General features: G+C 36.0%; 6 protein-coding genes, 1 pseudogene and 2 riboswitches. Of the genes and pseudogenes, 3 read left to right on the forward strand and 4 right to left on the reverse strand.

The features are described from left to right. A pseudogene (locus tag ACEWK1_RS06475) lies at nt 1-2,077 on the reverse strand (hypothetical protein); the annotation flags it as partial. A 322-nt stretch (nt 2,078-2,399) separates the two neighbouring features. On the opposite strand from ACEWK1_RS06475, the gene ACEWK1_RS06480 reads away from it, so the two are divergent. Both ACEWK1_RS06480 and ACEWK1_RS06485 read left to right on the forward strand, forming a co-directional pair. Next, a complete protein-coding gene (locus tag ACEWK1_RS06480) occupies nt 2,400-3,062 on the forward strand; it encodes a hypothetical protein (RefSeq protein WP_416635770.1) in 663 nt (220 codons plus the stop codon). 13 nt (nt 3,063-3,075) lie between these two features. Further along, complete coding sequence (locus ACEWK1_RS06485; protein ID WP_416635771.1) at nt 3,076-4,323, forward strand: efflux RND transporter periplasmic adaptor subunit; 1,248 nt, start codon at nt 3,076-3,078, stop codon at nt 4,321-4,323. Between the two features lie 555 nt (nt 4,324-4,878). On the opposite strand, the gene ACEWK1_RS06490 is transcribed toward ACEWK1_RS06485, so the two are convergent. After that, nucleotides 4,879-6,441 (reverse strand): N-acetylmuramoyl-L-alanine amidase, encoded by a 1,563-nt coding sequence (locus ACEWK1_RS06490; protein WP_416635772.1) that lies wholly within the window; start codon nt 6,439-6,441, stop codon nt 4,879-4,881. Nucleotides 6,442-6,651: 210 nt separating this feature from the next. Further along, nucleotides 6,652-6,741: riboswitch (cyclic di-GMP riboswitch) on the forward strand. Between the two features lie 118 nt (nt 6,742-6,859). Here ACEWK1_RS06490 and ACEWK1_RS06495 point away from each other — a divergent pair. Then, entirely contained in the window at nt 6,860-8,362 is a 1,503-nt protein-coding gene (locus tag ACEWK1_RS06495) for a hypothetical protein (RefSeq protein WP_416635773.1), read from the forward strand. A gap of 85 nt (nt 8,363-8,447) precedes the next feature. On the opposite strand, the gene ACEWK1_RS06500 is transcribed toward ACEWK1_RS06495, so the two are convergent. Both ACEWK1_RS06500 and ACEWK1_RS06505 read right to left on the reverse strand, forming a co-directional pair. After that, the gene (locus tag ACEWK1_RS06500) at nt 8,448-9,983 is read right to left on the reverse strand and encodes a hypothetical protein (protein WP_416635774.1); all 1,536 of its coding nucleotides are present in this window, start codon (nt 9,981-9,983) and stop codon (nt 8,448-8,450) included. Nucleotides 9,984-10,063: 80 nt separating this feature from the next. Further along, nucleotides 10,064-10,149: riboswitch (cyclic di-GMP riboswitch) on the reverse strand. 131 nt (nt 10,150-10,280) lie between these two features. Then, nucleotides 10,281-12,632, reverse strand: coding sequence for a 5'-nucleotidase C-terminal domain-containing protein (locus tag ACEWK1_RS06505; RefSeq protein WP_416635775.1), 2,352 nt, complete (start codon nt 12,630-12,632; stop codon nt 10,281-10,283). Between the last annotated feature and the right edge of the window lie 193 nt (nt 12,633-12,825).

The raw sequence follows: 12,825 nt of genomic DNA on the forward strand, positions 1-12,825 counted from the left end.
CAAACTCAAAAGTAAACGTATCTCCTGCCTCGTTTAACACACCTTCTACACCACCAAAAGTTACTTCCTCTACTGTTGGCGCTTGATTATCTGCTTCTTCAAAAACCAATGTATATTCTTTTGGATTTCCAGCTTCGTCTTCTACTGTTAATGTAATTGTTCCTAAGTTAACTAAATATTCTGCTGTTAAATTTGGTGTTGCTGCTGAATATGAATTTTCTCCACTTCCTGGTGAGAATTCAAACGGCTGATCCACAGTTGGTGTCCCTACTTCACTTAATCGAATTGTTGCTCCACCCGTTGTTCCAATATCCTGTGCTAGATCGTCAAACTCAAAAGTAAACGTATCTCCTGCCTCGTTTAACACACCTTCTACACCACCAAAAGTTACTTCCTCTACTGTTGGGGCAGTTTGGTCATTTGGTGTTGTGTCTTCCACTGGTGTTGTTGGAGCATTCGGAGTACCTCCTCCACCACTTACCGGCGGCAAAGGCGTATTCCCCGGTACCTCAACCCCATCCGAATCCTCAACTCGACCTTTATTATCAATAACAATCTCCTCTGTTACCGACTTATCCTTCTCAATCTTCTTAACAACTGCATTCTCTGCAATTGAAATTGCAGCATTACTATTAATTATTTTTACAAGTGTAGAAGATAAATCCCCTTTTAACAGAACCAGAGAATTTTTATCTTTCGTCTCAACTTGAAGAGATTGTAATAATGCACCATTTTCTGCATCGATTGTTGCTTTAGCATTAAGAATCATTTCTAATACTTTAGCGCTTGCACCTAATTTAACCTCTGCACCTTGTCCGCCTACTGTTACCTTAGAAGATGATAGATCTCCATTTAAGGAAACAATTCCAAGATCTTGAGCAGGGCTGATTACTAAGGACGGAATTTTCACGCCAGTTTCTGCTGTGATATTTGCACTTTGATTAAGCACTAGTTCACCTATGATGCTAGATTTTCCAAGGATTAATTGAATAGGCACTGGTATATCTAAAATACTTGAGATTCCTTTAGTTGTTGATACAACCTTTTGTTCCTCAACTTTCACACTTCCTGTTACATTTACATTTGTTAATGTAACTTTACCAGCTGAAGCGTCTGCACCTTTAAGGATGATATTTCCTTTGACCTCAAGGTTTTTAAGCTCAATGAATGTACCTTTAGGAACTGTAACAACGACATCTTTTTCAATTGTTTGAACTTCATCTTCTCCGTATATTGTTGGCTTGCTAGCATCTGTTGAAGTTGCTTCTACAGTAATTGTAAAGCCACTTTCAATTACTTCTTTAGCTTCTTTTAAAGAGTCAGCCATTTTCTTTAATTCAGGGTATTTTCCTGGGTGAAGTTTATTTCCTTCAGCTTTGATCTCAACAGCTCTTTTTTCTAGGCGATCTAATTTTGCGAAGTTTTCTTCAGCATCTGCAACCTTTCCTTCTTCTAACTGTCGAGTGATCAGGTCTTGTAAAGTGTAGCGTGATACTTCATAGATAACTGATTCTCTAGCAATCTTTGCATCTAGAAGAAATTCCCCACGGATTAGTTCACGGTTTTGTTCACCGTATACTTTACTAAAAACACGTTCTGCTCTATTAATATCTGCTGATAATTCATGGTATGTTTCGACCATATCTTCATCAATAACATCTTCGTTTATGTATTGTGTTAATTCATTTGTTTTCGCAGTTAAAGCATCTCCAACTTTGATTGCGTCAATTAATCTTGCTGCTTTTGATTGAGTATTTTTTGCTGCATCTAATTGAGCAACAAGAGCACTTTTATTTGCGGATACGTTTGCAAGTGCTTTTTCAGCTACTACAATGTCTTTCTTCGCTTTGTCATAAGCATTGACGAATTCTTTGGAAAGGCTGATACTTTTTACTTTACTTAGATCGTAGTATCCTTTTAATTGATTGGAAGAATCATAGGCTTGTTTGACTAGTTTTGAAACATCGGTTGCTGCAGATGCGTCAGATGGTCCAGCTGCTACAAATGCCGCCCCAGTTAAAGCTGTAATTGCTGCTGCTTGTACGAGTTGTTTTTTCATTTTTTTCTTTTTCTTCAAAATAAACACTCCAATACTAGTATTTTCCACCTAGTCATATTACCACATTTATACAATACATGTGTAATAATATGTATTTTTCTTGAAGAAAATTGGTAAAATTGTATTTTAAAAGGATTTCTCACTAATTTTTATAGTATAAAAGGATTATTCAACACGAGCTTCACGATCATTATTAATTAGCAAGTAACAATTTCTCATTAAAGAATCCAATCTAAAAAACTATATTAAAATTTCAGCATAGGTAATGAAACCTATTTTCCATTCTCTGCAAATTAAGTTAGAATACAAATATAGACATATTTTTAAAAGGAGCACACAAATGAATTACCATTTGAACATAGTGAAAGGGCTATTTAGACCACAAATCAGCCTTTATCAACTACAGAAAGCAGAAGCCATCAAAGGAGTTTTCCCCAAACTGATTTTGCTATATGTTTTATGCTTAATCACTTATGCAACTAGTACATATTTCGGGATCGGAACGGAAACTTATTCTGGAAATATTACAAATTATACGTTATCAGAATATGAATCTGGCAAACTTCTATTACTTGGCGGAAAGCTTATTTCTAGCATTCTGTATCCAACCCTTTTTATCTGGTTTGCCTCCATATTTTTTTGGATCTTTCTAGAAATCCCTTATATAAAAGTAGTCATCGTGCAATCGTTTGGATTTGCTTTTCTACTACTTGGACAAATTGTAACAATACCAGTTTTGGTCCTACTTGATCTAAATCTGGTAAGCAATCCTTTTTCTTTTGGTGTACTTAGTCAATACGCATTTGAACATGAGTATTGGAACTCATTTTTCGGTTCCATCACATTGTTTCATCTAGTAGCATTAATGCTTCAATACTATTACTTAGCATCTCTTAGTGAAAAAAATAGATATGTAGCTCTTACTCTTTTGATATTGTTCTACCTAATAACTTGGCTACTAACAGGGTTAATGGCATACATTAAAATCCCTGTATTATTCTAAGGAGGTGGAAGATATGAAAAGATGGGTAAGTATTGTATTAGCAGTTTTGGTAATTGGATTTATTGGAACAAACGTTTATTTAATTTTTAAAGACGATAGTAAGGTTCAGCATACCGTTCATGTTGAAAAATGGTCTCGAGTACAGGAACGAGATATTGTTGAGACGTTTGAAACAGATGGGATCTTGGTCCCGAAGGAAGAACAGGATGTATATCTTCCACTGGAAAACATTGAATTTCAGCAATTTCTTGTAGAAGAAGGAGATGAAGTGGCGATTGGAACTCCTTTATTTTTATATACATCACCTGAAATCGATTCTTTGAAAGAAACACTCGAATCAGAAATCACACAGGTTGAGGGTGAAATAGAAGGTGTTGAAGACTACATTGACTCTCTAGAAGACTATCAAAGCTCCATCCCTACGACCACATCTGAAATAGAGGTAGACTCTATTCTTGAAGATGGGTTAAAGATTGATGTACACGCATCCTCTGAAATGATTGAAAGCACAATTGAGCAGGAAATTTATAAGCAGGAGCTTGAAAAACGAAAGCTTGAAGAACAAAAGACGAAGTACGAAAATCAGTTAGACAACATTAATGAACAAGAAAATTCGGCCTCTATGGTCAGTAATATCGACGGAGTTGTTGTTGAAGTTAATAAAAATCTCGGAAACCCTATTATTACAATCGCATCAAATGAATTAGCAATTGAAGGAGAATTTTCAGAAAAGCAACTCAAAAAAGCTGAAACTGGTATGAAATTGACTGCAACTGCTTCTGGCGAGAAAAAGAAGCTCGAAGGTACACTTGATAAAATCAATCCATATCCAGTCAATGAACCAACAATTGACCAGGAAAATGCGTATAACTTTGTTGCAAGCATTCTTGAACAGCCAGAAACATCTCCAATCGGGACAAAAACAACGGTTTCTGTTGTAACGTCGGAAGCAATTGAAGTACCTGCAATACGTGATGGAGCAATTCATGGAAAGAAAACTTCTTATGTTTATCAGTTAAATGAAGATGGACAAATTAAGAAGAAAACGGTTGAAAAAGGTTTGAGTTTTGATGGTTATACGGAGATTGTTAAAGGTTCTGACATTGGAGAAGTTACGATGCTCAGTCCAGAGAAATCACCTCAAACTAACACTAGCTTTGTAACCGAAATGAAGCCGAAGCAGATTACAAAGGCCGCTTTGAAGGACTTTACTTCTCGTGAAGTATGGAAATATATATTGATTGGTTTGGTGGAGAGATAATTAAAAAACCCGAGTATGTAAGAGATACTCGGGTTTTAGTTTTTGAAGTGCAAAATTAGAAATAATTTTACTATTCGCACTTAGATTAGCAAAAATGCTTGGAACATTGTGACTCCAAGCATTTTTACATTATTTTGCATAGAACTTTTACTAAATTTCAAAAGATAAACGGAAAAATTCCGTCTAAATAGAGAAATACCAGCATTTTTCACAAAATAAGGGGAATTACTCCGCTTATATGAACTTATTCTTTAAAATTAGCTATATAGAGAGCAGTTAGCCGGAATATTTCCGCTTATATCGGCCTTTTAAGCATCTATTGTATACTATAACCGGAATTTTTCCGCCTATTAATTGCTGTATTTCTTCGAAAAAATCAACAATGAATAACATCAGAGAGTCTTAACTACCATAACCCTGCCACTTTCAGTACATCAATCTCCTCGCACACTGACACTAATTTTGCCATCCTGTTAAAAGAATGCTAATTAAGCTTTTGTACTCGAAAACCGAATTACTTAATAGTAGAAACTCAGGTTTCTTATTGGTTATGATTCAGCGTGTAACAATCACCCGAACTTCTTTCTCAACTTCTTCCAATGTTTCCTCAATCATTACCGGCAGTAACTCATATCCACCTACCTGCTTAATCGCATCAGCTCTACCTTTCAGACGTTCTAAGACAGATAAATTTGCCTCAGCCTTCACTAACTGATTTTCGGCAGTCAATTTCCGCATTACTTCTATTAATCTAAGCTGCGAAACTTCATAAATTGTCCGTTCTACGGCAATTTTTGCAGGTCTAACATAGGTAGTATTTAATGCCTGTCGATTTGAAGCTCCACCAACTTGTCCAATTTTCACTTCCGTTAAGCGAAGCTGTGCTGTTAGTTGATCATATTGGCCGTCCACTACATAAAGATCTCCATTGTTAATCGCTTGGTTATATCTATTTAGTAAACGGATTAACAACGCACCCTGTGTCTCCGCTTCATTTTTTCTTAAATCTGCATTTATCTTACTAGGCAGCGCTTGATATCCACCTGCCTGCTTAATGCCAATTGCTCTTTTCTTTAAACGTTCAAGTTTCTTCGTCTCACTGATAGCTTGAGCGTAGTTCTCCTTACTAACAGTTGCTTGAATCGCATGTAATAAACGATATTGCGAAACCTCAAATATTGTTCTCTCCACTGCAATTTTTGCAGGCCTTACATAGCGTTCATTTAAGTTAGCACGATTAGAGGAACCTGAGACTTTACCTATTTTCATTTCTACATTTTTCAATTGCTTTGTAAAAGAGTCATAGAGTGTATTTACCTTATTAATATCTCCAGCTTCAATTGCTTTGTTATAGGCTGCTAACTGCTGAATTAATTTTTCCCCTTCAGCTGAGGCAGAACCATTCAAACCAAAGAAGCGATCAACTCCGTTCGCCATTCCTTCTGCAAGCTTTTCTTGGTAGGCATTTGTTGATAGTTTTTGGTCTTCCTCTGGATTTGACATAAATCCTACTTCAGGAAGAACAACAGGCTGTTTCGCCCAGTTAAAGCCCGTGATATCGGTTCGCGGTGATAAACCGTCGCCATTCGCCTTATTGGCACTGGTTGACTTGATCACTTCATTAATCATGTGAGTGGCTGCTAGTTTACTTTTTTCATTGATGCTTTTTGTATATGAGCCTGATGGATATAAAACATGAATACCTCTTATATTTCTGTTTGTGCTTCCATCTGCATGAACTCGGATTGTTAAATCTGCACTTTTTGCATTACAAAACTGCGCGCGATCCACATTGCTTAAATTCACATCATGGTGTGTTCTCGTCATATAAACTTGATAGCCTCGTTCTTTCAACTTCGCTTCTAACTTCTTAGAGATTTCTAGAACTAGCACATATTCAGGCTTTTTCGTTGAAACACCTTGTGTTCCTGAAGATACTTTAGCTTTCATTGTTTTAGACCCTGGTGCGTTTGGTTCTTTCGTATTATTACCTTTTCGTTGATGACCTGGGTCAATACAGATGACCTTGGATTCAGCGGCTTGTGCTTTAGCATTTGGTTGTAGCATTACCACAACTAAAAGTATAGCAATAAGAATGTTACCTATCTTTTTGTACATTTTTCTTCTCTCCAGACGTACTTTTTTTGCATATATATAGTATCGGCAATAGATTAAGGAATTTATAGTAATTTCCCCAGAAAACTCCACACCAAATTCACTAGGTTCAGTAGGGAAATTAAGTTTAATTTGAAGTTATTTTCCAATAACATCTTCACTTCTTCCAGAAAAATAGTATAATAGACTTATCAATCAACCACTAAAAAAATACTATGAAAAAGGCAAACTTACTGAAAAGTAAGGACGCAAAGCCATGAGTCTAAGGCAGTCACAAGCTGCTATGATCGTCAGGTTGCCATAGCAAGGAAGCACTATGGCCAAATTCTGTCATAGTGTTTTTTTATGTTTAAGGGGGTTTTTGGCAAGGTTACTCGCTTTTTATTACTTATTTCAACTTAGATTATAGGAGGAACTTACTTTGAATAGTAAAATTTTAAAGAATCTAGCCATATTGTCTGTTTTAGTTGTTATTAGCTTATTTCAATTTGATACAAAGGCACAAGCAGCAGAGAACACACTTCCATTTGATGTAGAAACAACCGGAAGCTTAACAGAACAAACAAAAAGTAATGATTATACGATCGATGTTACAGAAGCAGGACGTATTTCTTTTGATTTGACTTCATATGTGCATTCTTATGCATACATTAAATTCTATGATTCCAATAACAAGGAAATTTTTAATAATTATGTGTACGGGAGCTCTTCTACTCCTGGAAGATTCACACGTTGGGAAGATGTAGAACCTGGCACTTATCACCTGAAGATCTATAATGGAAGTTCAAATACTGTTCACACAGGTTCTTACAAAATTATCACTAACTTTACATCAGCAGGGAGTACAGAGGTTGAACCTAACAATGGAACAGTTGAAGCACAAGAATTGGCTTTTAGCGAATCTGTTAATGGGTTTCTAGCATGGGATGATAAGTTTGACTTCTTTAAAATAACTGTTCCTAAATCTGGACAAGTTGATTTTAATTTAACTTCTTACGTTGACACGTATACCTATATTTCTTTAATCGATAGTAATAACAAAGAAATATTTGAACATTATGTTAATGGCAGTTCAAAAAATCCCGCTAAATTTATTCGTTCTGAGGATTTGAATAAGGGTACTTATTATGTGAAAGTCTATAATGGTAGCTCAAATAACCGCCATACAGGAAAATATACTCTTAATACAACCTTCACTTCAGCTGGTAGCAATGAGTCAGAACCTAACAATGGAATTGTTGAAGCTGAGTCAATTGCTTATAACAAAACAAAAACAGGTTTTCTTACTTGGGATGATAAAGTAGATGTTTATAAAGTGAATGTTACGGTTCCTGGAAAAGTAGGCATTGATTTATCTTCATACGTAGACTCAACTGTTTATATCGAAATGTTAGATTATAATAATAACTCGCTTTTTGAAAAATATGTTCACGGAAGTGCTGTGACACCAGGAAAATATAAAAACACGCTTGAATTGGAAACAGGTACTTACTACTTAAAAGTCTATAATGGTAGTTCAAGTACAAGACATACAGGTAAATACCTACTAACTGTTACACCACCAGCTAATACTCATATTGGCCGTGTGTTAATTCGCAGTAATGACCAGTATTTATACAGTCCAAATGGTTCTAAGCATCGTAAATTAAGACAACATGAAGGTCTTCGCATTTACAAAGTGTTAAGTGATCGCTACGATGTTGGTGGTGGATATTATGTGAAGAAAACCAATGTAAATCTATTTTATATAGGACATGTTTGGAGTAAGGAATACAATCTAAAGGTGTACAAGCCAGATGGTTCATTCTATAAATACTTTGATCGAAATGAGCCGGTTCGTGTATATGGCTACAGCAACGGTCGTTACGATGTTGGTGCTGGTTATTTTGTCAAACCATCAGATGATGTGCAGCTTGATCGCTAACAGCACGTTATGAAAAATGCTCTGTAGAGAAATTCTACAGAGCATTTTTTTCAAGTTTCTGCCGGAATAACCGATACTTTTTCCATTAATTCGTATCAATCATGACCTTCGATACCTTCATATCTTTAAAGTAATAGGAATCGCCTATCTTTTCAAAATTAATATCTGCTTCAACACTGCTGTTCTTCACATGAACTTTATTTCCTTCTACCTCTACTGTATAGTCGTAATATCCTCCCTCATGGTCACTTGGAAAACGAAAAGCCGCTTCATACGCCAGTAACTGATCAAGCATGCCAGGATTTGAGACAATTCTTGATAACATATCAGCATTTTGATTTGTTAATCCATATAGTAAGGTTTTCGTTGAACCTAAGATATGGCCTGTTAGGAAGTATTGATTTCCTCCTGTTAATCTTTTTGACTCTTCATCTTCAAGTGTTGAGATTGAAATCTCTCCTCTATGTGTTTCTAGTAACTCGTCATATAACTTATAAATCTCTTGATAAAACGCTTCACTTTCATAGTAATCTCCACCTTCTGTTGCCGTTTCTTGCTCTTTTTTTGGCTCAGTGTAGAAAACGGATTGTGAATGTAAAACATAATCACCATCTACTAGTTGAAAAGAAAGAAGCTCTTCTGAGGTTGGACTATAAATATCTGCGATAACTGGTGAAATGTCCATTCCATCAACACTTCTCTCATCAGCTCCAATTCCTAGATCTTCTACTTGCTTAATAAAAATTTGATCATTGTATATGGCAAAACTTACGCATTCAGGAGAGATAGCTTGCACCTTATTAGTGCCGTCGATATTGCTTTTGAAAAGTCGATTATTTTCTATAAAATATAGCTCATTACGATAAATTTGCATATCTCCAAGTGCATTTGCTTCAAATACTTTGCTCATCTGTCCTTCTTTCAGGTCAAGCTTATGTAAAGCATCTACTGTGAAGGAGTCCTTCATATAATTTGTTGTAAAATAAAGAGTTTCGTTTGCGATATTAAGATCACCTATTAAAATCTCAGATGGTGAGTCAAATAGCACCTTTACATCACTACCGTCTGTTTTCATACTAAAAAGTAACTCCTTTGTTGCATTACCAGGAAAAGATTCTAAACTGATAAAGTAGATCGTATCTTGGTAAAGAATAAAATTTGTGATGTTATGTTCTTGTTCATCACTAAAAACAATTTCTGCTCGTTCTTTTCCATCTTTTTTCGCCTTCCAAAGGGTAGAGCCCTTTAAGTAATAAACCCAATCTCCATCACTTGTGACTGACCAAATTTTGTCATATTCTTCTGTTACTTCATCCACAAAGTACTTCTTATTTCTATCTTGTTTGTTTTCTGTAAACAGATGATTTCCATTTGTATATAGTAACCAGTTTTCATTTTCATAGCTTAATTTAGCAGGTAAGATCGTGTCGCCGGTATATAAAGCAGCTTCTGGGGTATCCTCGTTTTCTTCTACATCTTCTTCTGTTCCTGTTTGTTGTAATGTTACAGCTTCTTCATTGGTTGTAACGCTTTCCTTTTTCATCACTTCTTCTTTTTTGTTAGAGCATGCACTTAACATCAATATACATATAAGACCAATTACTACTAACTTACTCTTCATGCTGTTTCCTCCTGAAATATGGTGTTTTCTAAAAAAAATAAAAAAGTTGACCACAAAAAACGGGCCAACTTTACTTATAAATTGGTAACCCAGCCGTCATTGCAATGCATGCTTTAGACCTGTGGCTTTGCGTCCCTGCTTTTCAACAGGTTTGCCTTTGTCTCTATTATTCTATTTTTCCACTATAATCTTATTTTACTATGAAAACATTAGATCTTCATCACTATTAAGATGCCAATTTTAACCAAAACCTAAAAAAGAAACAAGCCTATTTAACTCAGGCTTGTTTCTTTTGCATTATTCCGCTACATCCACAATACGACCTTCAATCACCGGTTCAACCGTCACAAGATTCGCCACATAATCTCTTAAGTTTTCCCAATCAGATAAACCTAAGTCTGTTACACGTCCTGCAGCGTATGCATCAGCGAATACTGTATAGCCGTCTCCACCTTTTGCTGTGAAGGCATTAGTTGCGATAGAGTATTCTTTTGCTGGGTCAAGTTGAACAAAGTTACCTTCTGTTTCTTCTACTTCAACTGATACGATTCGCTCACCTACTGGCTTGCTGCTGTCATAAGTGAATTTCATACCCGATATGTGTAAGAATCCACCACTTTCGTTTGGTGCTTGACTTACGCTGTGTTCAAGGGCAGTTAAGATTTCCGCTCCAGTTAGGTTCATTGTTGCTAGTGTATTTCCGAATGGTAACACTGTTAACACATCACCTAACGTAATTTCACCTGTATCGATAGAGGCACGAATTCCACCACTATTTTGCATAGCAATGACTGTATTTGGCTTAAATTGTTTCGCTTTCGCTAACATACCATCTGTAATTAAGTTTCCTAATTCCGTTTCGCTGTTACGTACACTTGGAGCTGTTGGATTTTCAGCTGTTGTACGTGGATTTGCTAGTTCTTTTGCTGCTGTTGCACCAGTTGAAGTGTCTCTTATAGTAGCAATTTGATCTGAGTACTTTTTCAACAATACAGCTGCATCCGCGTTTTCTTCTTTATCTGCTACTTTAATTAACTGAGCTGCTTCATTCGTAATAATGCCTTCATTATTAAACTCAACATCTACCGTACCTAGATATTCACTGTATTGGTCAGCTTGCACAATTAGGGTCGGATTTTTATCCACACCCGCTTTATCTTTGTTAACAACAGTACCAGAGTTTAACCTCGTATGACTATGACCACCAACGATAATGTCGATTCCATCTACCATTTTTGCAAGCTCAAGATCATTATCATATTCTACATTGTCGTCATAGCCGATATGAGTAATCGCAACAATTTTGTTAATACCTTGCGCTTCAAATGCCGCAACTGCTTTTTCCGCTTCAGCAATGTAATTTTCAAAAACAACACTACCCGGGCTTGAGAGAGTAGCTGTTTCTTCTGTTGTTAAGCCGAAGAAACCAACTTTTTCGCCGTTAACTTCTTTGATAACACCACTATAAGCTTGACCATTAGCAGGCTCTTCAGTAATTTCATCGTGAAATAGGTCCTTCATGTTCTCATCCGCTGAAAAGTCAACGTTCGTGCTAACAAATGGGAACTCGGCACCTTTTACGAAATCAGCTAATGCCTTATGTCCTTCAGGGCTTGAGCCAAGGTCAAACTCATGGTTACCAAATGTCATAAGATCATATTTTACAAGGTTCATAAATTCAAGATCTGCTTGTCCTTTGAATTCATTGAAGTATAGCGTTCCAGAGAAAACATCTCCTGCGTTTAGTAAAAGTGCATCTGGATTTTCAGCTCTTACTTCATTCACAGCTGTTACAAACTTTGCGACATTTTCAATATGTGCATGTGTATCATTTGTATGCATAAGAGATAATTCAAATGGAAGCTTTTCTTTGATCTTGTCTTTACGTTCTTTAGCTTTTTGAGCCATTTCAGGTAAATCCGGATACTTACCTGGGTGTAATTTGTTTCCTGCTTCTTTAATCTTTACCGCTCTTGTTTCTAAGCGATTGAGCTTTTCATACGCTGCCTTCGCTTCTTCTATTTTATTGTCTACTAACAATTGATCAATTTGATTTTGTAGAGTATGCATAGACACTTCGTAAATAACTGTTTCTTTCGCAATTTTCGCATCGACTAAGAATGCATCGCGAATCACTTGTCGATTTCCTTCACCGTACACCTTACTGAACACTCTTTCTGCTTTGCTCATTTGTAAGGATAATGCATGATAAGCGTCAACAAGCTCTGTATTTAATGTATCAGCTTCAACTAATCCGTTTAACGTCTCTTGTAATGTTTGTAGATCTTGTCCAGTTTTAATAGCATCAATAATTCTAGCTGCTTTTAACAATTTATCCTTCGCTACATCAAGCTGTGCTGTTAGATTCTTCTTTTCTGAACCGTCTTTTAGCTGCTGCACTGCTTTTTCAGCTTTTTTAATATCTTCACTTGCTTTTGCATATGCTGTAGAAAAGTCCGTTGAAATCGCAACATTTTGTTGATTTCTCACATCATAAAACTTCACTAGCTTGTTTGCTGAAACATGTGCCTCTGCGACAGCGCTTTGAACGTTTGATGCTGCCTCCGCCTGTGGACCTGCTGCAACAAATGCTGCTGTAATGATTGCTGAAGTAGCTACTACTTGTGATACTTTTTTTGTTTTTTTCATTTTAAAAAAAGCTCCCCTTTTTCGTTTGTTTATAAAAATACAGCCACAATTAAAAACTGGAGAAGACGTTTTCAGTCATCCCAAAATGAGTATAGTATACAACTTACTAGTTTACTAGACATAAGTAAGATAATATATCTAACTTTTTACTTACTTTTTTGGACTATTTTGGTTTTTTTAGAAAAAATGAGAG

This window comes from Metabacillus sp. YM-086, from assembly GCF_048059995.1.
GTDB lineage: Bacteria > Bacillota > Bacilli > Bacillales > Bacillaceae > Metabacillus > Metabacillus litoralis_B.